23 protein-coding genes are annotated in these 25,067 nt (G+C 64.7%); 6 read left to right on the top strand and 17 right to left on the bottom strand.

The window, feature by feature from the left end; all coding sequences use genetic code 11:
* Positions 1-66: 66 nt before the first annotated feature.
* A complete protein-coding gene (locus CH286_RS12005) occupies positions 67-585 on the top strand; it encodes a CGNR zinc finger domain-containing protein (protein WP_094609316.1) in 519 nt (172 codons plus the stop codon).
* On the opposite strand, the gene CH286_RS12000 is transcribed toward CH286_RS12005, so the two are convergent.
* The 5 genes from CH286_RS12000 to CH286_RS11980 all read right to left on the bottom strand — a co-directional run bounded on the left by CH286_RS12000 (position 582) and on the right by CH286_RS11980 (position 6,516).
* A complete protein-coding gene (locus CH286_RS12000) occupies positions 582-1,769 on the bottom strand; it encodes a DNA polymerase III subunit delta' (RefSeq protein WP_037149133.1) in 1,188 nt (395 codons plus the stop codon). The two genes, CH286_RS12005 and CH286_RS12000, sit on opposite strands and share 4 nt — an antisense overlap.
* A 27-nt stretch (positions 1,770-1,796) precedes the next feature.
* Entirely contained in the window at positions 1,797-2,465 is a 669-nt protein-coding gene (locus CH286_RS11995; protein ID WP_094609315.1) for a DUF3558 family protein, read from the bottom strand.
* An 18-nt stretch (positions 2,466-2,483) separates the two neighbouring features.
* The gene (gene topA / locus CH286_RS11990; RefSeq protein ID WP_032404601.1) at positions 2,484-5,477 is read right to left on the bottom strand and encodes a type I DNA topoisomerase; all 2,994 of its coding nucleotides are present in this window, start codon (positions 5,475-5,477) and stop codon (positions 2,484-2,486) included.
* Between the two features lie 109 nt (positions 5,478-5,586).
* Positions 5,587-6,174 (bottom strand): hypothetical protein, encoded by a 588-nt coding sequence (locus CH286_RS11985; RefSeq protein ID WP_032404600.1) that lies wholly within the window; start codon positions 6,172-6,174, stop codon positions 5,587-5,589.
* Between the two features lie 138 nt (positions 6,175-6,312).
* A complete protein-coding gene (locus tag CH286_RS11980) occupies positions 6,313-6,516 on the bottom strand; it encodes a cold-shock protein (protein ID WP_005248460.1) in 204 nt (67 codons plus the stop codon).
* Between the two features lie 424 nt (positions 6,517-6,940).
* Here CH286_RS11980 and CH286_RS11975 point away from each other — a divergent pair, with 424 nt between their 5' ends.
* From CH286_RS11975 to CH286_RS11965, 3 genes are all read left to right on the top strand, one after another.
* Complete coding sequence (locus tag CH286_RS11975) at positions 6,941-9,310, top strand: DEAD/DEAH box helicase (RefSeq protein WP_176458217.1); 2,370 nt, start codon at positions 6,941-6,943, stop codon at positions 9,308-9,310.
* 338 nt (positions 9,311-9,648) lie between these two features.
* Entirely contained in the window at positions 9,649-10,167 is a 519-nt protein-coding gene (locus CH286_RS11970) for an FAS1-like dehydratase domain-containing protein (RefSeq protein ID WP_094609314.1), read from the top strand.
* Between the two features lie 96 nt (positions 10,168-10,263).
* Positions 10,264-11,526, top strand: a complete 1,263-nt coding sequence (locus CH286_RS11965) for an alpha-hydroxy acid oxidase (protein WP_094609313.1) — start codon at positions 10,264-10,266, stop codon at positions 11,524-11,526.
* Positions 11,527-11,687: 161 nt separating this feature from the next.
* Here the strand turns inward: CH286_RS11965 and CH286_RS11960 are convergent, their stop codons facing one another.
* The 7 genes from CH286_RS11960 to ssd all read right to left on the bottom strand — a co-directional run bounded on the left by CH286_RS11960 (position 11,688) and on the right by ssd (position 16,281).
* The gene (locus tag CH286_RS11960; RefSeq protein WP_094609312.1) at positions 11,688-12,041 is read right to left on the bottom strand and encodes an Rv3654c family TadE-like protein; all 354 of its coding nucleotides are present in this window, start codon (positions 12,039-12,041) and stop codon (positions 11,688-11,690) included.
* Positions 12,038-12,349: a TadE family type IV pilus minor pilin gene (locus CH286_RS11955; RefSeq protein ID WP_094609311.1), complete on the bottom strand. Its 312-nt coding sequence runs from the start codon at positions 12,347-12,349 to the stop codon at positions 12,038-12,040. The genes CH286_RS11960 and CH286_RS11955 overlap by 4 nt, the downstream gene beginning before the upstream one ends.
* 23 nt (positions 12,350-12,372) lie before the next feature.
* Entirely contained in the window at positions 12,373-12,576 is a 204-nt protein-coding gene (locus CH286_RS11950; protein WP_032380048.1) for a DUF4244 domain-containing protein, read from the bottom strand.
* 63 nt (positions 12,577-12,639) lie between these two features.
* Positions 12,640-13,212, bottom strand: a complete 573-nt coding sequence (locus CH286_RS11945; protein WP_094609310.1) for a type II secretion system F family protein — start codon at positions 13,210-13,212, stop codon at positions 12,640-12,642.
* Complete coding sequence (locus tag CH286_RS11940; protein ID WP_037149928.1) at positions 13,209-13,988, bottom strand: type II secretion system F family protein; 780 nt, start codon at positions 13,986-13,988, stop codon at positions 13,209-13,211. Before CH286_RS11940 ends, CH286_RS11945 begins: the two co-directional genes overlap by 4 nt.
* Positions 13,985-15,169: a TadA family conjugal transfer-associated ATPase gene (locus tag CH286_RS11935; RefSeq protein WP_094609331.1), complete on the bottom strand. Its 1,185-nt coding sequence runs from the start codon at positions 15,167-15,169 to the stop codon at positions 13,985-13,987. Before CH286_RS11935 ends, CH286_RS11940 begins: the two co-directional genes overlap by 4 nt.
* Positions 15,166-16,281, bottom strand: coding sequence for a septum site-determining protein Ssd (ssd, locus tag CH286_RS11930; protein WP_176458216.1), 1,116 nt, complete (start codon positions 16,279-16,281; stop codon positions 15,166-15,168). The genes CH286_RS11935 and ssd overlap by 4 nt, the downstream gene beginning before the upstream one ends.
* Positions 16,282-16,615: 334 nt before the next feature.
* Between ssd and CH286_RS11925 the strand changes: the two genes are divergently transcribed.
* Positions 16,616-17,461 carry an HAD family hydrolase gene (locus tag CH286_RS11925; RefSeq protein ID WP_230592590.1) on the top strand — a complete coding sequence of 282 codons (846 nt, stop codon included), beginning with the start codon at positions 16,616-16,618 and terminating at the stop codon, positions 17,459-17,461.
* A gap of 359 nt (positions 17,462-17,820) precedes the next feature.
* Here CH286_RS11925 and CH286_RS11920 read toward each other — a convergent pair whose 3' ends face one another.
* The 5 genes from CH286_RS11920 to CH286_RS11900 form a co-directional block, all read right to left on the bottom strand.
* A complete protein-coding gene (locus CH286_RS11920) occupies positions 17,821-18,567 on the bottom strand; it encodes an oxidoreductase (protein ID WP_094609309.1) in 747 nt (248 codons plus the stop codon).
* A 30-nt stretch (positions 18,568-18,597) separates the two neighbouring features.
* Positions 18,598-20,271 carry an ABC transporter ATP-binding protein gene (locus CH286_RS11915; RefSeq protein WP_032380043.1) on the bottom strand — a complete coding sequence of 558 codons (1,674 nt, stop codon included), beginning with the start codon at positions 20,269-20,271 and terminating at the stop codon, positions 18,598-18,600.
* 1 nt (position 20,272) lies between these two features.
* Complete coding sequence (locus CH286_RS11910; protein ID WP_094609308.1) at positions 20,273-21,211, bottom strand: ABC transporter permease; 939 nt, start codon at positions 21,209-21,211, stop codon at positions 20,273-20,275.
* Positions 21,204-22,127, bottom strand: coding sequence for an ABC transporter permease (locus CH286_RS11905; RefSeq protein ID WP_032380042.1), 924 nt, complete (start codon positions 22,125-22,127; stop codon positions 21,204-21,206). Before CH286_RS11905 ends, CH286_RS11910 begins: the two co-directional genes overlap by 8 nt.
* Before the next feature lie 140 nt (positions 22,128-22,267).
* Positions 22,268-23,890 (bottom strand): peptide ABC transporter substrate-binding protein, encoded by a 1,623-nt coding sequence (locus CH286_RS11900; RefSeq protein ID WP_032380685.1) that lies wholly within the window; start codon positions 23,888-23,890, stop codon positions 22,268-22,270.
* Between the two features lie 445 nt (positions 23,891-24,335).
* On the opposite strand from CH286_RS11900, the gene CH286_RS11895 reads away from it, so the two are divergent.
* Positions 24,336-25,067 (top strand): AMP-binding protein (locus CH286_RS11895; RefSeq protein ID WP_141215838.1); only part of this gene is annotated, 732 nt, incomplete at its 3' end.

Genomic DNA, 25,067 nt, shown 5'->3' with positions numbered 1-25,067 from the left:
GGTTAAAAGCTTTTGACTATGTCAGTCTTAGTTGACCAGTTCGACATAGTCAAATACTGTTCACTTATGTCACAGTCGCCGACAGAGCGCTTTCACCTCGCACCGGCACCCGACGGCCTGCAGGTGGTTCAGAATCTGTTGAACACGCGAGCTATCGACGTGTACGGACTTCCCGACCTCATCGCCGACGGTGAGGCAGCGTCCACAACCTGGGAAACGCCGCTGTCGGACGACGACGCGGCGGCCCTCCGAACGCTGCGAGCGAACGTCGAAGCAGCCCTCGCCGGAGAACTACCGCCGATCCCAGCGGTGAGCGTCGAATTGATAGCGGACACCGATGGCACCATCCGACTCTCGCCCACCGGCAGCGGGGCCCAGTACATCGCGTCGGAGATCTGGTCCGAAGTGCTTCTCGCACAGAAGGCAGATACGTGGCGTCGGCTCAAGCGATGCAAGAACGAGTTGTGCGGATCTGCCTTCTACGACCGCTCCCGCAACAACAGTGGCGTCTGGCACGACGTCAAGACCTGCGGCAACGTTGCCAATCTTCGTGCTTCGCGGGCACGGAAAAGAGCGAAGGACTAACGCAGCACGTCGCCCAGAGTCGCCACCATCGCGTAGATCGCGAACTTCGGTTTCGCGTTGACCGCCAACGACTCTCGGCATTCGAGGATCGCCTCGATGCTCTTCAGCAATGCCTCGGGCGAGACAGCTTTCGCCATCCGCTCGACTTGCTCGGCCATGTCGGGGTGAGTGGCCGTCGCGGTCGATCCGTACGAGCGGGCGAGTGCATCTCGATACAGGCCGACGAGATCCATCAATGCCCGATCCAGTGAATCGCGACCGGTTCTGGTGGCCCGAGACTTCTGCCGCTTCTCGAGGTCCTTGAGCACACCGGCAGACCCGCGCAACGCCCCCGCTGCACCCTTGCCGGTTCCGCCAGCACCCAGAGCCGTTCGCAGTTCCTCGGTCTCGGCCTCGTCGCGGGAGGCACTCATCTCCTTGGCCTCGTCCTCGGCGGCCTTCACCAGTTCCTCGGCCGCGAGGTAGGCCTGATTGGGCCGGGCCGCGGCCGACGCCAGAGCCAGCGCCCGTTTGCGCCGCGCTCGCGCGTCCTCGTCGGTGGCGAGCCGACGCGCTCTGCCCACGTGCCCGCCACTGATCGACGCGGCCCACTCCGCCGTCTCCGCGTCGAGCTTGTCGCGGGTCTGCAGCACCTGCGCGATCGCGGGCACCGTGGGCGTCACCAACGAGACATGACGGCATCGCGAGCGCAAGGTCACAGAGATGTCCTGCGGATCGACCGACGGTGCACACAGCAGGAACACCGTCCGCGCAGGCGGCTCCTCGACCACCTTCAGCAGCACGTTTCCGGCACCCTCGGTGAGACGGTCGGCGTCCTCCACCACGACCACCTGCCACAACCCGGTGCTGGGACGACGCGAGGCGATGGACACGATGTCGCGCATCTCCTTGGTGCTGATGCTCAGGCCCTCGGGTACGACGCGTCGCACATCGCCGTGGGTACCGGCCATCGTCGTCGAACACGCCTGACAGTGACCGCACCCGGGAACACCCTCGGTGGTGCACTGCAGGGCCGCAGCGAAGCACAGAGCAGCTACGGAGCGCCCCGATCCGGGAGGGCCGGTGAAGAGCCACGAATGCGTCATCGCCGAGGAGTCGACACCGGTACGAGCAGCCACCGCGGCAGCCGTCAGATCGGCCTCGACATCTTCCTGACCGACCAACCGATCGAACACACCCGCCATGACGCCAACCCTAATGGTTGGGACCGACTACTTCGGCGCGGGCAGGTACGGCTCGAGCGACCGAAGAATCTTCTCGGTCGTCGCGCATGCATCGATCGGTTCCGTGGGCTCGAAGTCGATCTCGAACACATTCAAGCTCACGTTTCCCCCGGACGTCGTGGTCTGTGCATTGCACGACTGACTCTTCCCGTCGTCGTCGAGGGTCGAACCGATTCGAAACACGTCGAAGGTGAAGGCACCCACCTTCTCCGACCGCACGTCCTCCAAATCCGGAGTCGACTTCGGATCGGAGAAGATCAGGAATTCGGTAACGGATATGGTCACCGACAGCGAGTAGTCCGAACTCGACCACACACAGACGCCGGATGTATCGGGTATCCCTGGAGTGAGCGAGTCCTTCAACTCGAGCGCGCCCTTCGGATCCAAGCTCGCGAGCGGCAACGAACACGGATCGAACAGCTCACCTGCCGGCACGTCCGGCCTGGACACCGACGGAGTCACCGAACCCTGCTCGGCTGCCGTCGCTCGGCCCTGGACCACCTGAGAGCAGCCCGTCGACGTTGCAACGACGCATCCGAGGGTTACGAGGCCGATCAATCCGCGCTTCACGACGGTTCGACGCATCCCGTCGACCGAATGTTCCCGCCGATCGCCGAACTCGAAGTTACGGCGGCTTTCGGCTGTCTTTCCGTCCACAACTTCGAGCTCGTCGGGCTATTCGCTCTCGGTCTTCTTCGCAGGAGCCTTCTTGACCGGGGCCTTCTTCGCGGCAGTGGTCTTGGTGGCGGTCTTCTTGGCAGCAGCTTTTTTGGCCGGCGCCTTCTTCGCCGCAGTCTTCTTTGCCGGGGCTTTCTTGGCGGCCGCCTTCTTGGCCGGTGCCTTCTTCTTCACCGGGCCGCGAGCACGCCTGTCCGCCAACAACTCCGACGCGCGATCGTCGGTGATCGACTCGACCTCGTCGTCCTTGCGCAGGCTCGCGTTGGTCTCGCCGTCGGTGACGTACGGCCCGAATCGGCCGTCCTTGATCACCATCGGCTTCTCACTGATCGGGTCGACGCCCAGCTCTCGCAGCGGCGGCTTGGCCTCCCCCTGACGTCCGCGACGCTTGGGCTCGGCGTAGATCTTCAGAGCCTCTTCGAGACTGACCGTGAACATCTGATCCTCGTCCGCGAGTGAGCGAGAGTCGGTGCCCTTCTTCAGATACGGGCCGTAGCGACCGTTCTGCGCGGTGATCTCTTCCTTGGACTCGGGATCGACGCCGACGATGCGCGGCAACGACAGCAGCTTGAGGGCATCCTCGAGCGTGATCGTCGCCAGATCCATCGACTTGAGCAACGAGCCGGTCCGCGGCTTGGGGCCGGTGGCCTTCTTCGCGGCGGCCTTCTTGGCCGGTGCCTTCTTGGCTGCAGCCTTCTTCACCGCAGTCTTGACGCCACCGCCCCCATCACCGTCGTTACCGGTCGGGATCGGCACGATGTCGGGCTGAGGCGGCGTCGGCTCGGGTTCCGGCTCGGGCAGGATCTCGGTGACGTACGGGCCGAAACGGCCTTCCTTCGCGACGATGTCGTGGCCGGTCAACGGATCGACACCGAGCTTGCGGCCCTCTTGTGGTGTGGCGAAGAGCTTTTCGGCGAAGTCGAGGGTCAACTCGTCCGGCGGCAGATCGTCGGGCAGGTTGGCGCGCTGGCTGATCGGGTCGCCGTCGGGATCGTCGTCGTTTTTGACCATCCGCTCCAGGTACGGACCGTAACGGCCAACGCGCACATGGATTTCGCGACCCTCGGAGTCGTCGAACAGACGGATCGAGTTGATGGTGCGCGCGTCGATCTCCTCGAGATTCTGACCCACCATCTTCTTCAGGCCGCCGGAGCGCGCAACCGAACCCTCGGCACCGGTCTCGCCGCCGAAGTAGAAGTTCTGCAGCCAATCGCCGCGTCGCTCACGGCCTCCCGCGATCGCGTCGAGATCGTCTTCCATGCCGGCGGTGAAATCGAAGTCCACCAGACGCCCGAAGTGCGCTTCCAGCAAAGCAATCACCGAGAATGCCACCCACGACGGCACCAGAGCACTGCCACGCTTGTAGACGTAACCGCGGTCGAGAATGGTCTTGATGATCGACGAATACGTCGACGGCCGACCGATTCCCAGCTCTTCGAGCGTCTTGATGAGCGATGCCTCGGTGAATCGAGCCGGCGGATTGGTGGTGTGACCGTCGGGATCGAGCTTGGTGGCCGTCACTGCCTGGCCGGCCTTCAGCGCGGGCAGACGTGACTCGGCGTCGTCGGTCTGACCGCCCGCCTCGTCGTCGACGCTCTCGACGTAGGCCTTGAGGAAGCCGGCGAACGTGATGGTGCGACCCGATGCGGAGAACGTGCACTCCTCGCCTGTGCCTGCGGTTCCGGTGATGCGCAGCGTCAGTGTGGTGCCGCGCAGATCCGCCATCTGCGACGCCACCGTGCGCTGCCAGATCAGCTCGTACAGCCGGAACTCGTCGGTCTGCAGCGCCGAGTGCAGCTGACCGGGAGTCTGGAACACGTCACCCGCGGGGCGGATGGCCTCGTGCGCCTCCTGCGCGTTCTTGACCTTGCGGGTGTACTGCCGCGGAGTCGGATGCACGTACTCGGGGCCGTAGAGCTCGGTTGCCTGCGCCCGTGCCGCGGAGACCGCCGACGCGGACAGCGACGTCGAGTCGGTACGCATGTAGGTGATGTAGCCGTTCTCGTACAGACGCTGCGCCACACGCATGGTCCGTTCGGAACTGAAGCGCAGCTTGCGGCCGGCCTCCTGCTGCAGCGTCGACGTCATGAACGGCGGGTACGGCTTACGGGTGTACGGCTTGTCCTCCGCCGACGCGACCGTCAGATCGACGCCTTCGAGAGCCTCGGCGAGGCGTCGGGCACGCGGTTCGTCCAGCACGGTGACGGACTCGGTCTTGAGCTTGCCGTCGGCACCGAAATCCCGACCGGCGGCGACGCGATTGCCGTCGACGTTGACCAGCCGGGCTCCGAAACTGCGCGGGCTCGCCTCGGCACCGGCGTCGAGCGTGGCGGAGATGTCCCAGTACTCGGCGCTGCGGAATGCCATCCGCTCGCGCTCACGCTGGACGATGATGCGGGTGGCGACGGACTGCACTCGGCCCGCCGACAGCTTCGGCATGACCTTCTTCCACAGCACCGGGCTCACTTCGTAGCCGTAGAGACGGTCGAGGATACGACGGGTCTCCTGGGCGTCGACCAGGTCTTGGTCGAGGTCGCGAGTGTCGGCGGCGGCCGCGAGGATCGCCGGCTTGGTGATCTCGTGGAAGACCATGCGTCGAACAGGGACTTTGGGGTTCAGGGTCTCGAGGAGATGCCAGGCGATGGCCTCACCCTCGCGGTCGGGGTCAGTGGCGAGATACAGCTCGTCGGCGTCTTTGAGCAGGCTTTTCAGCTCTGCGACCTTGCCCTTCTTCTCGGGCGAGACGACGTAGAGGGCCTCGAAATCGTGGTCGACGTCCACACCGAGACGCGCCCAGGGCTCGCCCTTGTACTTGGCGGGGACGTCCGCGGCACCGCGGGGAAGGTCGCGAATATGGCCGACGGAGGCTTCGACGACGTAGTTGCTCCCGAGGTACGGGGCGATCTTCTTTGCCTTGGTCGGAGACTCGACGATGACCAGACGACGCGGCTCGGCGGAGCTGTCCCCCGTGCCGTTCTTACGTGCTGCCACCTTGCTGCCGAACCTTCCCTAGTGCGTTTTCACAGGCAGATTTGCCTGTCCCACTACTAACAGACTGACATACGTCGACCAAATACTCGCAGATCAGTCACATATCGGCCTACTCCGCGCGCGGCCAAATGGTACGTGCGTCCACGTTCCGGGGAGCCTCACCGACGTTCTCGGTGAGACGCAACAGCCGTCGTCGACCGGTGATTCTCAGCCCCGGATTGGAGCCGCGAGTGCCGATCAGCGTCGGCGCGATGCCAGCACGCATCAACGACTGCGCGAGGACGGAATGGGTGTCCGGTGCGTGAGGATCGAGTCCGAGCACGTACCGCTCACCCTCGGCCTCGGGACGACCGGCCGCCAGCACCCAGGCGCGCAGCTCGCGCGAACCCGGTATCCACCCGGGAGGGACGGCTTTGACAGCACCCTTGGTCCACAGAGACGCCAGTGCGAACAGTTCGGGCACCGACGCGGTACGCACCAACGGCCGGTTCTCCTCCGATCGCCCCAACTCTGCAGTCAAACCGCACTGCGCGATGAGTTCGGCGATGGCCTCCGCGCGCCACTGCGCGTCGACGACGACAGAAATACGGGCCGAGCCCGCGGAGGTGACGACGTGGCCGGTGGCAGCCAGCAGCCCACTGAGATCGGTCACCGCGGGCGGCAACGATTCGGCGGAGAAGAAGGACAGCTGGTTCACAGCAAGGACATTAGGACATCGGCGGCCACGCTCACGGCTTTCGCCGCACTCGGGTGGTTCGGATACGAGTCATCCCCCTCCCACGATCGACTCCACCGGAGCCCACCGCGAAAGGGGGATGACAGTTCTCGACTCGGATCAGACTGCGCGAACGCCCGTTGCCTGAGGACCCTTGGTGCCCTGGCCGACCTCGAACTCCACGCGCTGGTTCTCCTCGAGGGTGCGGAAACCGCTGCCCTGAATCTCGGAGTAGTGGACGAAAACGTCAGCGGAGCCGTCTTCTGGTGCGATGAATCCAAAGCCCTTTTCGGCGTTGAACCACTTCACAGTTCCCTGTGCCATGCTTTTCCTTCTCTTTCTAACACCGGATTCGATGGAGCGCACTTTCGATCCATCGGGCCGGTTCCGACCGCTGCACTTGTACGAATCCCCCTCAGGATTCCCCCTGATGGACGAGCTCTCCCAGTACCGCGCCCGCAACATGAGATCCTGCGAAGCGTAGAACGAACACAGAAGCTGCGACCGCGTCAAGTGAACCATGAACTCCACGTTCGCAACAGTCGAAAACCGACCCTTTTCGAACAATTTGCCCATGTTGTGGAAACGCACAACACGAGACTTGTGGAAACGCACAACACGAGACGGATGAATTGCGGCTCCCACCAGGGCACGAACGAGCCGTCGATGGCCCGCGATAGCATGGGGATCCCAGGTCGCGAAGAGCCCGACGGCGCTTGTAGATCGAACGAATGCATGGAGACTGGCAGTGAGCGAGAAGCATCCGCTGGACGGTGCGGATGGCGCGAGCTACGGGCAGCGTTTGTTGGATCGGGTACAGGCGGGTTCGCCCGCGAACGAGAGCCCGCTGACCCACGTCGCCGAACTGCCGGCACGGGCCTCGCAGTTCGCCTCCTGGCCGTCGTGGGTGGGCCCGGAAGTGGTGCAGGTGATCACCTCTCGTGGGATCGCACAACCGTGGACGCATCAGGCACGTGCGGCAACGCTCGCCGCCGAGGGCAATCACGTGGTGCTCTCGACGAGCACCGCGTCGGGCAAATCGTTGGCGTATCAACTTCCCATTCTGACGACGCTGTCTGCCGACGCTCGGGCGACGGCGCTGTACCTGGCTCCCACCAAGGCCCTCGGTGCCGATCAGCTACGCACCACCATCTCGATCACCGACGAGTTGCGGGAACTGTCAGGCGAACTCGCAGAGGTGTTCCCCAGCGCCTACGACGGTGACACTCCGATCGAGATTCGCCAGTGGGCACGCACCAATGCGCGGTGGATCTTCACCAACCCCGACATGCTGCACCTGGGCATTCTCGGTTCGCACGAGCGCTGGTCTCGGTTTCTCCGCAATCTTCGTTATGTGGTTGTCGACGAATGTCACTACTACCGCGGCGTTTTCGGATCCAACGTCGCGTTGGTGCTCCGCAGGCTACGACGCCTCTGCGCTCGCTACGGTGCATCCCCGGTGTTCGTGCTCGCCAGCGCCACCACGTCCGAGCCAGGGCGGGCTGCGAGCCGCCTCATCGGAGCGCCGTGCGAAGAGGTCACCGAGGACGGCTCCCCGCACGGAGCCCGCACCGTCGCACTGTGGGAACCACCGCTGCTGAAAGAGATCACCGGCGAAAACGGTGCTCCGGTAAGGAAATCCGCAGGCGCGGAGGCGTCGCGCATCATGGCCGATCTGTTGGTGGAAGGTGCCCGTACGCTGGCATTCGTACGCTCCAGGCGCGGAGCCGAGGTCACCGCACTGGGCGCTCAGAGGATTCTCGCCGACGTCGACCCGCAATTGGTGCGACGCGTCGCCGCCTATCGCGCAGGGTATTTGGCGGAGGACCGGCGAAAACTCGAATCGGATCTGTCCGACGGCACGTTGTTGGGCGTCGCCACCACCAACGCACTCGAATTGGGCGTCGACATCGCCGGTTTGGACGCGGTGATCGTCGCCGGCTTCCCCGGCACCGTCGCGTCGTTCTGGCAGCAGGGCGGCCGCGCCGGACGTCGCGGAGAAGGATCGCTGCTGGTGCTCGTGGCGCGCGACGATCCACTCGACACGTATCTGGTGCATCACCCGGCGGCCCTGCTGGACAAGCCCGTCGAGGCCACCGTCACCGACCCCACGAACCCGTACATTCTGGCTCCGCAATTGCTTTGCGCTGCAGTCGAACTGCCGATCACCCTGCCCGAGGCCGAGGAACTGAGCGCGGAATCGGTGCTCGAAGAGCTCGAGCTGAAGGGCTACGTGCGCAAGCGGCCGCACGGATGGTTCATCACGCCCGAGGGCCAGCAACTCTCGCCGCACGGTGCGGTGAACATCCGCGGCGGCACCGGTGTGCAGGTCGCCATTGTCGACGGTGAGTCCGGCCGCATGCTCGGTACGGTCGACGGCGGACGAGCGCCCGCCACTGCACATCCCGGTGCCGTCCACATCCACCAGGGCGAGTCGTTCGTGGTCGACGAACTCGATCTCGACGCCGGCCTGGCGTTGGTGCACGCGGAGCAACCCGAATGGAACACCTCGGCCCGCGAGATCACCGACATCTCGATCACTGCGGTGCACGAATCCGTCGACTACGGCGAGGTGCGCGTCGCGCTGGTGCAGGTGAACGTCACCCATCAGGTCGTCGGATATCTCCGACGCCTGCTCTCGGGCGAGGTTCTCGATTCCATCGAACTCGATATGCCTGCACAGACCCTCGACACCCGAGCCGTCATGTACACCATCACCCCGGAGTTGTTGGAGCACAGCGGGGTTCCGTACGAACGATTCCCCGGATCTCTGCACGCAGCCGAACACGCCGCCATCGGATTGCTGCCCTTGGTCGCAACGTGCGATCGATGGGACATCGGCGGAGTGTCGACGGCTCTACACCCCGACACCGGGCTGCCGACGGTCTTCGTCTACGACGGATACGACGGCGGAGCCGGATTCGCAGACCGCGGTCACGTGGCCATCGCCGATTGGCTCGCGGCTACGAAAGACGCCATCGTCTCCTGCGAATGCCAGACCGGCTGCCCATCCTGCGTGCAATCCCCCAAATGCGGAAACGGCAACGATCCACTGGACAAAGACGGTGCTGTTCGAGTGTTGACCGCGGTCTTGGCGGCCATCACTCGAGAGGGTTGACCCGGCTTGGGTCCCGAGCGCTTCGGTGTGAGTGCGGGGTTCGGAGTGCGGGGTTCGCCCGCAAACGCGCGCGCATTCGCTGAACGCGCGCAAAGTTGCGGCCAGAACGGAGCGATTCCGCGCGCCTCTGGCAAACGCGCGCGCATTTGTCAGAGGTCTGGAGGCGACGCGCGCTGTCATCCGCACCCGGCAACAAGAGGAGCCCTGGCGAATCTCCAGCACACCGTCGACTCGACTGTGATCGATCGCAAATATGCGCAACTCTGACGGCGTGTCAGTTCTGAGGCTGTTCCAATTCTGGTGACTCGGCACAGGCTCGGAGCCTCTGGAGGTTCGACATGACGGTGATCGACCAAGTGACTGTTCCGGCCATTGTCGAAAAAGTGGGGTACCACTACCTCCCACCGCACGATTACGAGGTCGGTCGCGAACAAATTCGCGAATTCGCCCGTTCCGTCCACGACGACCATCCCGCCCATCGCCTCGAAATCGCGGCCGCTGCGCTCGGCTACGCCACGTTGATCGCTCCGGTCACCTTCGTCAGCGTCATCGGCACCCGATTGCTGCCCGAACTGTTCGCCCACCTGCTGATCGGCTATTCCGTCAGCGACGTTCTGCACACAGATCAACAAATCCTGATCCGCCGACCGATGCAGGTCGGCGACCGCGTCAGCTCCGACCTGTGTTTGGAATCGTTTCGGCAATCCTCGGGAAGCGACGTGATGGTCACCAGTAACACCCTCACCGATCAGCGAGGCGACGTACTGGCAGTCACCCGAACGACTTTCGTGGCCCGGACCGGTGGATACACCGATCCCGACATCGCCGATGCGCTGCACAAGCTGATGCGGAGCTGACGGGCCGCGGCACGGGCACGCCACCCTGCTCGTCGTTGCCAACACCTCGGGTGGTGTGGTGGGGAGAGGATCAGCCCACAGAATCGAGACCGTCACATGCCCATCACCCGGCAGATACCCAACCCCTCCGATCTCCGTGACCTCTTATCGTTCAAGAAGCCCGATCTGAATTTGCGTCGACGACGCCTGAACGCCGCACTCACCATCGACGATCTCCGCACCATCGCCCGTCGACGCACCCCGCGCGCGGCATTCGACTACACCGACGGTGCCGCCGACGCCGAGATCTCGCTGTCGAGAGCTCGTCAGGCCTTCCGCGACGTCGAGTTCCATCCCTCGATCCTGCGCGACGTCTCCCACGTCGACACCTCGACGACGGTGTTCGGCGGGCCGTCTGCGCTTCCGTTCGGCATCGCCCCGACGGGCTTCACTCGACTCATGCAGACCGAGGGCGAATACGCCGGCTCTGCCGCAGCCGGAGCTGCGGGAATTCCGTTCTGCCTCTCGACCCTGGGCACCACGTCGATAGAGGACGTCAAGGCCACCAACCCGAATGGGCGAAACTGGTTCCAGCTCTACGTCATGCGCAACCGCGACATCTCGTTCGGGCTGGTCGAACGCGCCGCGAAGGCAGGCTTCGACACACTCCTGTTCACGGTCGACACACCGGTCGCCGGAGCTCGACTGCGTGACAAGCGCAACGGGTTCTCCATCCCGCCGCAGTTGACCGCGTCGACGATCGCCAACGCCATTCCACGTCCGTGGTGGTGGTGGGACTTCCTCACCACGGCCAAGCTCGAATTCGCGTCACTGTCTTCTACCGGCGGCACGGTCGGAGAGCTGGTCAACTCAGCGATGGATCCGTCCATCTCGTTCGAGGATCTCGACGTCATCCGGGAGATCTGGCCCGGCAAGCTGGTCGTCAAAGGTGTTCAATCGGTGGCAGATTCGGTACGTCTTGCCGAACTGGGAGTCGACGGCATCATTCTGTCCAACCACGGAGGTCGACAACTCGATCGCGCTCCCGTTCCGTTCCACCTGCTGCCTCAGGTCGTCCGGGAAGTCGGCTCCGACTTCGAAGTAGCCGTCGACACGGGCATCATGCACGGTGCCGATATCGTCGCCTCCATCGCGATGGGTGCGTCGTTCACGCTCGTCGGCCGGGCGTACCTCTACGGCCTGATGGCAGGAGGTCGCGAGGGCGTCGACCGCATGATCGACATCCTGCGCGAAGAAATCGTGCGTACCATGCAACTGCTGCAGGTCAATTCGCTTGCAGAGCTGACCCCGGAGCACGTCACCCAGCTCACCCGGCTCGCCCCGCTGCAGTCCGGGGCCCGCACAGTGACGCCACGCTGAACGCTGCAGGCGGAACGTCGAGGCCGGGGTTCGAGGCAAACGCGCGCGCATTCGCTGAACGCTCGCGAAATCGCTGGCCAGACGAGGCGATTCCGCTCGCACCTGGCAAACGCGCGCGCGTTTGCGGATTAGGGCAGTCGAGCAGGCGGACGGGCGAGCCGTCACCCCGGACCCGCCCGCGCCGAGGCGATGGCGTCGGACATTCCGAAGCGCCCGAGGAACACCGGCTGCCCCACCGTCACGATCACGTCCCACTCCTCGATCGTGCACTTCCGCAAATCGGTCGACATCCTGCTCGCCACTGATCGCGCCGACTCGCAAGCGTCGGCCACCCCACGATCCAGTGCGCCCGCACCCGCCAACGCAGCGAGATCGGCCGCCGACTGCGCCTGATGACGAGCACCCACCGCCGAGCCGACGTGCATCACCATCACCACGACCGCAATCAACGCTGACATTGCGAGCGCCGCCAGCACCGTCGCGCCACCCTGGTCGTCACGCAGGCCCGTTCTCATTCCACTGCAACCGGTTCCGCAGCAGCAACCGCCTCGGCCGACAACGTCAGTCCCGGCAGCGGACTCTCCACCTCCACCCGCGCGACGAAGAACTCGCCATCCTCGGTCACCGTGATGCGCGCCCCCTCCGGCGCAACCCTCTCCCCCACCGACACAGCCCGGGCCCCATCACCTCTGGCCGCCAATCGAGCCGCCTCTCTGGCCGCATCGACGCAGCCGATGTGCATCGTCACCGACACGATCGCCCCGATGCACACCACGATCACCGCGACGATGGACGCGATCGCGAACGCCGCCTCCACCGTCACGGCACCGTTATCATCGGTCGCGATCAGACGGCAGTGTTCAACGCTCGATCGATGATTCCCGTCAACGCCGACACGATGCTGTCCCCCGTCACCACCGTGTAGAGCACCGCCCCGAACGCCGCGGCGGCAATGGTGCCGATCGCGTACTCCGCGGTCGACATGCCATCGTCCTCCACACCGAACAGCACGATTCGAGTCTTCAACTCCTGCAATGCGTTCTCGATCATCTCGATTCCCCTCCCTGTTCTCCGACGCGGCAGTTCCGCAACGGAAGATTGTCGGCGCGGCGGTCACAGCAGACCGCCACCCAGTACGTTGCCCGCCAGTCCGATCACCACGGGGATGATCCCGAGACAGATGAAGGCAGGCAGAAAGCACAGACCCAGCGGCCCGCTGATCAGCACGCCCGCGCGTTCGGCCGCAGCGGCCGACGCGTCCTCGGCGCGAGTTCGTTGTGTCGCAGCCAGTTCCGTCATCGCCGACGCCATGGACGAGCCCGCCCGTGCAGATCGGCGTGCCATTCGCGCCAACGCCTCGGTTTCCGGATCGTGAGCGATGGCGTCCCATGCGGTCTCGGCATCGGCCCCGAGTTCGAGCAGATCGGCAGCTTTGCGCAACGCGATCCCGAACGAGGCGGGAGCGGACTGCGCTGCCGCCGTAGCGGCCGTTGCGATCGGAAGGCCCGATCGCAAGCACGCGGCGAGCAGGTCGAATGTCGTTGCCACCGCGAGTGGGTCGGGTCTCGAAACATCGACGGTGTCGGTCTCGGCGCGGCGCTCGGCTGCATGTCTGCGTAGTCCGCCGCCGACCGAAGGGACAGCGACCAACGCCGTTGCCAGGCAGAGGACTGCAGCCCACATCATGTGGTCACCTTGCCGGTGATCGCGTCGGTCCACAGCAGGCCCGCGCAGCCGAGTGCCGTTCCGATACACAGCAGAATGCCGCCCACCCCACCGCCGAGCAGAATCTGCAGCGGATTCGCACCCATCAACTGGCCGAGCGCAACACCGAGGATCGGCAGGCCTGCCAGCACCAGCGCGGTAGCCCGCGCACCGGCCAGCGACGCCTCGGTTCTTTCGCGAAACCGTCTGCGTCCCAGCATGTCGTCGCGAACAGCGTCCAGAAGTTCAGCGAGCGCGAGCCCATGCTCGTCGGCCACGTGCCACGCTGCGGCCAGCCGGCCGAGCTCGGCGTCCAGCAGCGAATCGGACGCGGCAATACCGTCGGCAGCCCTGCCGCCGAGCCTGGACCGCGATGCCGCACCGCGCAACGCAGCCGAGGCAATTCCGCCGCATTCGTCGGCCGCCACCGCACTGGCCGTGGCGGGGTGGGATCCCACGCGAAGCTCGCCGACGATGACCTCGACTCCGGTTGCCAACCACTGCAATTCGATCGCACGCCGATCGCGCTCCAGCCGCCGCCTGTAGCGACTCCACCCGGTACCTCCCGCCACCGCCGCTGCGCCCACGGCCCAGACGCCGCCGAGCCACCACACCGCGACAACCGCAACCAGCGCAGCGCAGCTCGGCACCAGCCATTGCGGCACCGTCGATACCCTGCGCTTCCCTCGCGCCAGTCCCCTGGAACTGTTCGGCCACAACAGAACTGCGACTGCGAAGAGCACCAGTACGGCCGTCATCGGGCATCGCCGCAGCGTCGGTCCAGCAGTTCGACCAGTCGTCTCTCACCCGGCAGTGCGTCGCTGTCCACAGACCAGGCCGGCACGATGTGCACCCGTCCGGTCGGATCGACGTCGACCACCCCGATCTCCCGCAACCGTCGCGTACCGTCCGCGCTGCGATGAACGTGTAGCACCACCTGAACGGCCGCGGCAAGCTGACTGTGCAGCGCATCGCGTCCCATTCCGCCCAGCGCTGCAAGGGCTTCGAGACGCGCCGGCACTTCGGCGGGAGAGTTCGCATGGATCGTTCCGGCTCCGCCGTCGTGCCCGGTGTTGAGAGCCGTCATCAGGTCGATGACCTCGGCACCGCGTACCTCACCGACGACCAGCCGATCGGGGCGCATCCGCAGTGCTTGACGCACCAGCTGTCGCACCGATACCTCCCCCACCCCTTCGACATTGGGCGCGCGGGCAACCAGACGCACCACGTGCGGATGTGCCGGTGCCAACTCGGCCGCGTCCTCCACGCAGACGATCCGTTCGGCCGGATCCACCTCGCCCAACAGCGCGGCAAGGAGTGTGGTCTTTCCGGCGCCGGTACCACCGACGACCAAGAAGGCCAAGCGTCCGAACACGATTCGACGCAGCAGCTCGTAGCCGGCGTCGGTCACGGCGCCCGATGCACGCAGCGCTGCGAGTCCCTGCGTCGCGGGTCGCAGAACCCGAAGCGACACACACGTTCCCCCACTCGCCACCGGTGCCAGCACAGCGTGCAGCCGGACCCCGAACACGTCCCGACCCACTCCGGGCAGCCGACCGTCGACCCAGGGTTGCGCGTCGTCCAATCGCCGACCTGCCGACAGTGCGAGCCGCTGCGCCAGCCGACGCACGGCCGCTTCGTCGGCGAAGCGAATCTCGGTGCGTTCGAGTCCGCGCCCACGATCGATCCAAACCTGATCCGGTGCGGTGACCAGCACGTCGGTCACTCCCGGCTCGGACAGCAGCGGCTCGAGCGGGCCCGCTCCGGTCAGCTCGGTCTGCAGAACCCGCAGCGCCGCAAGCATATCCGTGTCACCGATGACACCGCCTGCCTCGGCTCGGATGGCCGCGGCCACGGTCGCCGGAACGGGAGCGGCGGCAGATACCGCAAGGCGATCACGGACGCGGTCCAACAGATCCGCAGTGACGACGGCACTCATGCCGCCCACCGCCGTGCGCCGGGCTTCTGCGCGAAGGTCTCCAGCACGCCGCTCGCCGCTGCCGCCAAGGGAGAACGCCGGCCGAGAACGAGGCCGCCCCGCTCGAGTCGTTCGGCCAATCCCGGCTCGGCGCGCATCGACGTCAACAGCGGTAGATCGAGGGCAACGGCAATATCATCGGCCCGCAGCCCGCCCGGCGCAGGTCCTCGAACGACAATGCCGACGTTGGCATTTCGATCTGCTACGTGCGCTGCAATCGCTTCTGCGGACGTGACGGCGCGCAGCTCGGCCGGCAGCACCAGAACCACCAGGTCCGCGGCGGCGTACAGAGCGTCGGAGGTGTCGCCGGGATGACGCGGGACATCGCACACCACCAGATCGCCCGCTGCGCGTCCTGCGTCGAGCACAGCCGTCACAGCGACGGCAGTCAGCCCGAGGCTCCGGCTCTCGGATCTGCCGAGGGCCAACACGGACAGCCCGTCCCGGGAGGGCAGTGCACCGTGCAAGGCGTCGGCGGATACTCGACCACCTTCGACGACCAACCCGGACCACCGCAGACCGGGCGTGTTCTCCCAGCCGAGCAACAGATCGAGTCCACTGCCGTACCGGTCGCCCTCCACGAGCAATGCACGCCGACCCGCGCTGCTACCACTCAGACCGAGCGCAGCGGCGAGCGTCGACGATCCTGCTCCACCCCGCGCGCCGACCACGGCGATGACGCCACCGTCTCCTGTCGGTGCGGACGCCGGTTCGCCCAGCAGGCGCACCAATGCATCCTCGTCCGAGGGCAGCGAGATCACCTGTTCGGCACCGAGCGCGGTGGCGGTTCGCCAGTCGTCGAGTGCCGGCGTTGCAGCAGTCACGAGAACGACACCCGCTCGTCGCGAATATCCGATCGACAGCGCGGTCTCGGCGGACGCGAAATCGATCAAAATTGTCCCGGCGTGATCCCAGATCGACCGTGTCGAATCGATACCGACCAGTAAGTTCTGCTCTTCCACAACACAATCCGCGGCCGCCGCAATTCGATACACGTCCTCACGCAGACCGCGAAGTTCGATCGACATCGCGACGGACGAGTGTGCGCTGTGCTGTAACCGGTCCGTTTTCATGAGCCAAGCCTGCGTGAGAATCTGCTCGAGATGCGCGCGACTTGGGGAAATGTGGATAGATTCGGCCTTGTGGATGAATACCGGTACCTTTGTACCACTTTTCGACCTACCCCTGAAAAGAGGACGACCCTCGCCAGGGGGGGAGGAGGCGAGGGTCGTCTGGTTCAGCCCCGGGGGGTCGGGCTGAACACCGCCCGGGATGAACCGGGCTCATAGAAAATACTACACCCGTGGATGTCCTTGTTTGCAAGTTCAACTGTCGGATTTTCTGGACGAACTTCGGCCGAGTCCGCCAGTGCCACCACAGGACATCCTCCGGTCACCACCTGCCACTATGGTGACAAACGTGACCCAGAGCGCGAGCAACGACGACGCCCCCGCCGGCCGACGCCCAGCGCGCGTCGCGGCATTCTTCGACCTCGACAAAACGATCATCGCGAAGTCCAGCACGCTGGCATTCAGCAGGCCGTTCTTCGACCAAGGTCTGATCAACCGGCGGGCAGTGCTCAAAAGCAGCTACGCGCAGTTCCTGTTCCTGCTCTCCGGGGCCGATCACGACCAGATGGAACGCATGCGCGCCCACATCGCGAGCATGACGGCCGGGTGGGACGTCGAACAGGTACGTGCAGTCGTTGCGGAAACCCTGCACAACATCGTCGATCCCCTCGTGTTCGCCGAGGCGGCCGACCTCATCGCCGACCACAAGCTCAGAGGGCACGACGTCGTGATCGTATCGGCGTCCGGCGACGAAATCGTGCATCCCATCGCAGAACTGCTGGGAGCCGACCACAGCATGGCGACCACGATGGTGACCGTGGACGGCAAGTACATCGGCGAGGTCGACTTCTACTGCTACGGCGAGGGCAAGGTCGACGCCATGAACTCCCTGGCAGCGCAACATGATTACGACCTGGCTTCGAGCTACGCGTATTCGGATTCGATCACCGATGTACCGATGCTGCGCGCTGTCGGGCACCCGACTGCCGTCAACCCCGACCGCGCACTGCGCAAGGAAGCCGCCTCCAACGGATGGCCGATTCTCACGTTCTCCAACCCGGTCTCGCTGCGATCGCGCATCCAGACCCCGTCCGGAAAGACCGTAGCGGTCAGTGCCGCAGCAAGTTTCAGCGCTCTTGCCGCAGGTGTGATCACCTACGGGCTGCTTCGTAGAAAACGATGAGGCACAAACCCTTGATGTGAGGCGCGTCACGGGGTACAAAGGACGTACGGAAGAACGCAAGGCCAAGAACGAATCGGAAGAGAAGATTCGCTCTCCCGACCGGGATTCCCAGCACGGACACCGGCACCCACGCGGAGCTTGCCACCTAATGGCAGAAGCGCTGTGGGCCTGCGAAATTCGCCAATGATCAGCAAGAACCCTGCACCGGTTGCAGGGATGACCTCATCACTGTCGGATCCTCGCCGAGGCCACGTGGTAGTCCATCACAGCCCACCTGTGCACGCTTGGTAACCAGGCGCTCCGTGCTAACGGGCGGCGACGTCGACGCGAGTCGGCATCGCCGCCCTTTTACGTGCTCACTACTGCGCAGCCTCGGCAATCGAAGTCGCTTCTGCCGCACCGGCTTCGAAAGCTCCACAACACAGGATCACCCAACTGCCGACGCCGGTCGCGGTGCCCTCGGCAAATCCCGATGCGCCGTCTCGGTACGCGTTCGCTCGACGCATCCAGCTCACCTCGGGCACGCCGAGGTTGTGTGGATCGAATCCCGACGATGCTGCCACCAGTCTCGATGCAGCGCGCGCAACGATGCCGTCGGCAGATCCGAAAGCTTTGAGCGTCAACAACTCACCGTGCACCACTGCCGCGATCACCGGGGCGGGTGCAGAGGTGCCACCGGTCACCAGCTGAGCGAGCAGATCGAGTCGCTCGCCGACTCCCGCATCGCCGCGAGGGCGACCGAGGGCGGAGGCGTCGTCGACGAGGTCGGCCGCGGCCAACAAGTGCAGACGAGCAAGGGTCTGCAACGGGGCGCGCTTCCAGGTCGACAGTGTGTTCTGCAGAGCGTCACCGTCCAGGGCGGCGGCGACGCGGAGTGCGCCGGCAAGGATGGGGTCGCCTTCTTCACCCTCGCGGGGAAAATCCATCGAACCACCCTCGAGCGAGGACGACGACCGAGCTGCACGCACAGCAGCCTCGGCCGCGTTGGCCGGCCAGCCGCGACGGTTGGTCTTGTGTCGATGCACTGCGCCCAGAGCGTCGCGCGCACGTTCGGCAGAGTCGAGAACTCCGGGCAGTTCCAGCAGCGGGGCGAGGGGGTCCGTCACGACAGACGACGGTACCCCCTCCCCTCACCCCTACTTTGCGCCTGCCGCCAACAGCTCGGCGCGGGCCTGGCGACGCTTGGCCTGTTCGGCCGGGTCCGGCACCGGGACGGCCGCGAGCAACCGCTTGGTGTACTCGTTGGTCGGACGACGCAGGATCTGGTCCGTCGTACCGAATTCGGCCAACTTGCCCTTGTTCAACACCGCGATGCGCTTGGCCAGCACCTCCACCACAGCGAGGTCGTGACTGATGAACAAGCACGCGAAACCGTACTCACGCTGCAGTTCCTTGAACAGCTCGAGCACCTTCGCCTGCACCGACACATCCAACGCGGACGTCGGTTCGTCGGCCACCAGCAGCGTCGGCTCCAGGGCCAGCGCCCGTGCGATACCGACTCGTTGGCGCTGCCCACCGGACAACTGGTGGGGGTACCGATTGCGCATGGTTCGCGACAGGTGCACCTGGTCGAGCAGCTCCTCGACCTTCTTGTTCCGCTCGGATGCGCCGAGTTCGGTGTGCAACAGCATCGGCTCGGCGATCGACTGACCGATCGGCCAGCGCGGGTTCAGCGACGAACCCGGATCCTGGAACACGATGCCGACCTTGCTGCGCACCGCGCGCAGTTCGCGGTTCGACATGTTGGTGATGTCGACGCCGGCAATGGACAACGAGCCGCCGGTGAGCTTGTTCAGGCCCACCACGGCCTTGCCGATCGTGGACTTGCCCGAGCCGGACTCGCCGACGAGACCGACCACCTCACCCATCTCGATATCGAGACTGACCCCGTCGACAGCCCGGAAGACCGTGCGGCCCGGGTAGTCGATGACGCCGTCGACGATGCTCAGTGCGCGGGTGTCCTCGACGGCGCTCGGCTCGGCGATGGTCCCCGCGGCCACCGACTCGATGCTGCTGCCGAGGTGCGGAACCGAGGCGAGCAACTGCTGCGTATACGGATGCGACGCGTTCTTGAAAATTGTTCGTGCAGCATCGGTTTCGACGATGACGCCGTCCTTCATCACCGCGATGCGGTCGGCCATGTCGGCCACCACACCCATGTCGTGGGTGATCAGGACGATCGACGCGTCGATGCGGTTCCGCAGGTCGCGCATCAGGTCGAGGATCTCGGCCTGCACCGTGACGTCCAATGCGGTGGTCGGCTCGTCCGCGATCAGCAGCGACGGATCCGAGGACAGCGCCTGGGCGATCATGGCGCGCTGACGCTGACCACCGGAGAGCTGGTGCGGGTAGTAGTCCACCCGAGTCTCCGGATCAGGCATCTCGACGAGCTTCAGCAGCTCGACGGCCCGCGCCTTCGCTTCCTTCTTCGACAGCGAGGTGTGCGCGCGGATGGCCTCGGTGATCTGCCACCCGATGGAGTACACCGGATTGAGCGCCGTCATAGGCTCCTGGAAAATGACCGCCACGTTCTTGCCGCGGATCGGAGCCAGCTGCTTCTCCGGCAGCCCGACCAATTCTTTGTCGCCGAGCACGATACTGCCCGAGACGCGCGAATTGTCAGCCAGCAGACCGGGAATGGCCATGGCGGTGGTCGACTTACCGGATCCGGACTCACCGACGATGGCCAGTACTTCACCGGCCGCGACGGTGAACGAGACGGAATCGGCGGCCTTGCGCCATACCTTCTCGACCTCGAACTCGACCGTCAGATCGGTGACGGTCAGAACCGTGTCCTTCTGGATACTCATGTCAGTTCCGTTTCGGATCGAGTGCGTCACGGAGTGCGTCGCCGAGCATGATGAACGCGAGCACCGTGACGGAGAGGAACGCGGCCGGGAACAGCACCAGGTACGGTGCCGTCAGGAACACGTTCTGACCGAGGTTGATCTGTAGGCCCCACGAGATCTCGGGAGCTTGCAGTCCGATTCCGAGGAACGTCAGTGTCGCCTCGGCCGCAATGAACGTACCCACCGAGATGGTGGCGTAGATGATCACCGGCGCAAGGGCATTGGGCAGAATGTGCCGCACCAGAATTCGGTACGTGGACGCGCCGAGCGCCTGGGCGGCCTGGACGTACTCGCTGTTCTTGATCGCGATGACACTCGATCGGACCAGTCGCATCGCCGTCATCCAGCCGAACACGATCAGAGCGAGCGAGACGGTGAAGATCGTGCGCTGTGCGGTCACGGTCAACAGAATGAGAGCACCGAGCAGCAGCGGGATTCCGAAGAACACATCGGTGAACCGAGCCAGGATGCTGTCGATGAAACCGCCGAAATAGCCTGCGAGAGCACCGATCAGCACACCGACGATGAGCACGCCGATGACCGACAGCACGCCGATCGACAGCGAGATCCGCGCACCGTAGATGACGTTGGCGTAGTAGTCGCACCCCTGAATGTCGGTGCCGAACCAGTGTTCGGCGCTGGGGGTCTGGCGCGAGTCGGACAGCGAGCACACCCGTGGGTCGATGCCCCGAGCGAACAGTTGCGGGAACACTGCCATCACCAGGAGCACAGCGAGCAGGAACGACCCGATGATGAAGAAGGGGCTCTTGCGCAAGAACTTCCACGCGTTGCCCCACAGGCTGGCCTGGCCGACCAGATCCACGGCCTCGCCGGTGATGACGTTGCCTGGCTGGCCCTCGTCCGCGGCGTGGTGAGCTGCGTTCGTATCTTCCTTATTCATAGCGAATCCTTGGATCGAGAACCGCGTAGAGAACGTCCACCACGAGGTTGAAGAAGATGTAGAAGAACACGAAGAGCGTCACGATGCCGACGACGACGGCACCTTCCTGACGCGCCAGTGCGTCGTAGATAGCGCGGCCGAGACCCGGCAGGTTGAACACCGTTTCCGTCACGATCGCACCGCCCAGCAGACCGCCGACGTCGGCACCGATGAAGGTGACGACGGGAATCAGCGAATTACGGAGCGCATGGCGAACGATGATGCGGCGGTTGCTGATTCCCTTGGATTTTGCGGTGCGGATGTAGTCCGCCGCCATCGACTCCGCCACGGACGTGCGAGTCAATCGGGCGACGTAGGCCATCGACAGCGACGCGAGCACCAGGCCGGGGAGCAGGTAGCTCGACCACCCGTTGTTGATACCGGAGATCGGGAAGACACCCAGTTTCACCCCCAGCGTGAACTGCGCGATGAAGCCGAGCACGAAGACCGGGACGGAGACCAGCAACGTCGTCGAAATGAGCACGAGGTTGTCGAAGAACGACCCCTTCTTCAGGGCCGACAGGACACCGGCTGCAATGCCCATGACCGTCTCGAAGACCACGGCGACGATCGTCAGCTTGATGGTGACGGGCAGGGCCCGCTCGATGGTGTCGAGCACGGGGCGGCCGGAGAAGTCGGTGCCGAAGTTGCCCTGGAAGAATCCGGCGATGTACTTGAAGTACTGGACGAACAGGTTGTCGTCGAGGTTGTACTCGTCTCGCAGCTGCGCGACGACGGCAGGGGCGAGCGGGCGATCACCGGCAAGGGCGCGGATGGGATCACCGGGCAATGCGTACACCATGGCGAAGATGAGAAAAGAGGAGCCGATCAGGACGGGAATCGTCAACAGCAATCGGCGGGATATGTAGCGACCCACTGTGGTTTCTCCTTGGATGCGGCGATCCTGCGAATCGGGTCTCGCTTACGCAGGTCTTCGGCGGGCGTAGAGCCCACCGCCGAAACGAACCGATGGGTGGCAACGGAGTCACATCCGTTGCCACCCACCGGTGTCCGTTATTAGCTGACTACGACGTCCTCGAGGACGATGTCGCCGGTGTTGTCGATCTTGACGTCGGAGACGCGATCGGACCAGACTGCCTGATTCAGGCCGTAGAACAGCGGGGTAGCGGGCATCTGCTGGAACAGAATGTCCTCTGCCTTCTGGTAGTCCGCCGTCGCAGCTTCGATGTCCTCGGCGTTGTTGCCCTCTGCCAATGCGGCATCGAATGCCGGGTCACTGAAGAAGGTGGCGTTGCTACCGGCCGGCGGCAGTGCCGCGGACGAGTACAGCGGGGACAGGAAGTTGTAGATCGACGGGTAGTCCATGATCCAGCTCGAGCGGAACGGGCCGGTCATACCCTTGGCGTCCTGCAGCGGCAGGTACTGAGCGAACTGCAGATCGCCGCGCAGTGCGTAGTCGACGCCCAGGTTCTCGCGAATCTGGTTGCCCACGGCCGTCATCCACGAGTCGTGGCCTGCACCGGCGTTGAACCACAGGTCGACCGGCTGGCTGCGGTCGAAGCCGGCCTCGTCGAGCAGACGGTTGGCCTCGTCGGCGTTGAGCTCACAGGTAGCACCACACGCGTCCGCGCGGTAGCCCTCGACCACGGGAGAGGCGAAGGAGTCTGCGGGGGTGCGGGTGTCGGTGAAGATCGCCGTCGCGATGGCCTGGCGATCGATGGCCATCGAGAATGCCTTGCGCACGTTCGGGTTCTGGAACCGCGGGTCGTACGTCGGGAAGCCAAGCGAGGTGATATCGGGACGAGCGCGGTCGGCGTAACGATCACCGAACTGATCACGCGCAGTGGCCCAAGCATCCTCGGGCAGATCGAGCATGATGTCGAGTCCACCGCCCTGGATATCGTTGTAGCCGGTGTTCAGCTCCGTGTAGACCTTGAAGTTGACGCCTGCGGACTTGGCCGCGTTGTCGCCTGCGTAGTCGTCGTACTTGGTGACGGTGAAGCCCTGTCCGGGGACGAAGTCCGAGTCGGCCTTGAACGGGCCGTTACCGATCGGGCGCGCACCGAATGCCGTCGGGTCGGCGTAGAACGCCTCCGGCAGCGGATCGAACGCGGTGTAGCCGAGCGTCAACGGGAAGATCGCGAACGGTCCGTTGAGCTTGACGGTGAAGGTCGTGTCGTCGACGACGTTCAGTCCGCTCAGTTCGGTCGCGGCGGGCGCGGCGGTGTCGCTGCCCTGCAGATCTGCGTAGCCTTCGATGTTCTCGAAGAAGTAGGAAGCACCGAAAGCGTTGGTGCTCAATGCGTTGTAGCTCCACGCCTTGGTGAAGGACTCCGAGGTGACCGGCGTGCCGTCGTGGAAGGTCCAGCCGTCCTTGAGCTTGACGGTCCAGGTGACGTTGTCCTCGGACTCGACGGACTCGGCGACGCCGTTGTACTCGACGCTGTTGTCTTCGTCGTTGAACGTGACCAGCGGAGTGAAAAGTGCCTTGAGGACCTGGCTGCCTTCGCTCTCGGTGGTGTTGCCGGGAACCAGCGGATTCTCGGGCTCGCCGATGTAGATGCTGTAGATCCCGTCGGCGCTGCCGCCGGAGCTCGAGCCACCACCGCCACAGGCGGCGAGCAGGCTCGCACTCATCAGCACAGCCGTGGTGACTACCGCGGCACGTTTGATACGCAAGGAAATCCTCCATCCAGATGTGAACACGGGGTCATCCGTGCTCAGTTCCTCGGGCGCGACGCCCGGGGGTTTCGTGGGCGACCGCATGGCACGGCATGTGAGCCGTTCCAACGATCTGATGGGATGGACTTTAGACACATCCTGAAACGAACATGTGAACTCCCCCAGATTTTGCTGACCCGCGAGTAAGTCGGAAACATGATCGAAACGTTTGAGCAAGTCGATTTCTCACAGTGCGGACTCCAGCCTTGCCGAGCCGACTCCCCGAGCGCCCTGATGACCGCCCATCGTGCAGAAACTACCGATCACCGCAGATCAGGGGGTTGCAGGCGATTGCAACGGTGCGATCGCCATCACATGTGACTACCCTCACTAGGGGCTCGAGACCGGCTGTTGAGTGCCGTTTCATGGGCGAAAAGCATCGGACGAAAGAGAGCTATTCGAGATGACGACCAGTACCTCCGGAACCGACGAGACCGCGGTTGCTTCCTACGCACCCTCGGCCGAGTTCACGGCTCAGGCGAACGCTCAGGCGGATCTCTACGCCGCCGCGGAGAAGGATCGACTCGGGTTCTGGGCCGAGCAGGCCCGCCGGCTCCACTGGCACACCCCGTTCACCGAAGTGCTCGACTGGTCCGACGCCCCAGTCGCCAAGTGGTTCGCCGACGGCGAGCTCAACGTCGCCTACAACTGCGTCGACCGCCACGTCCTCGACGGCCACGGCGACCAGGTCGCCATCCACTGGGAAGGCGAACCCGGCGACAGCCGCGACGTCACCTACACCGACCTGCTCGCCGAGGTCAGCCAGGCCGCCAACACCCTGACCGAACTCGGCCTCGTCTCCGGTGACCGTGTTGCGATCTACATGCCCATGATCCCCGAGGCCATCGTCTCGATGCTCGCCTGCGCACGCCTCGGCCTGACGCACTCGGTCGTCTTCGCCGGCTTCTCCGCCACCGCGCTGCGCTCCCGCATCGACGACGCCGAAGCCAAGCTCGTCATCACCACCGACGGTCAGTGGCGACGCGGCAAACCTGCCCCCATCAAGGACACCGTCGACGAAGCAGTCGACGGAGCGGCATCGATCGAACACGTCCTCGTCGTCAAGCGCACCGACTCCGACGTCGCCTGGACTTCACCACGCGACCTGTGGTGGCACGAGACCGTCGCCACGGCG

Origin of the sequence: Rhodococcus sp. WWJCD1 (assembly GCF_002258735.1) — a bacterium.
Classification (GTDB): Bacteria; Actinomycetota; Actinomycetes; order Mycobacteriales; family Mycobacteriaceae; genus Rhodococcoides.
This window is presented reverse-complemented; position numbering and strand designations above follow the sequence as displayed.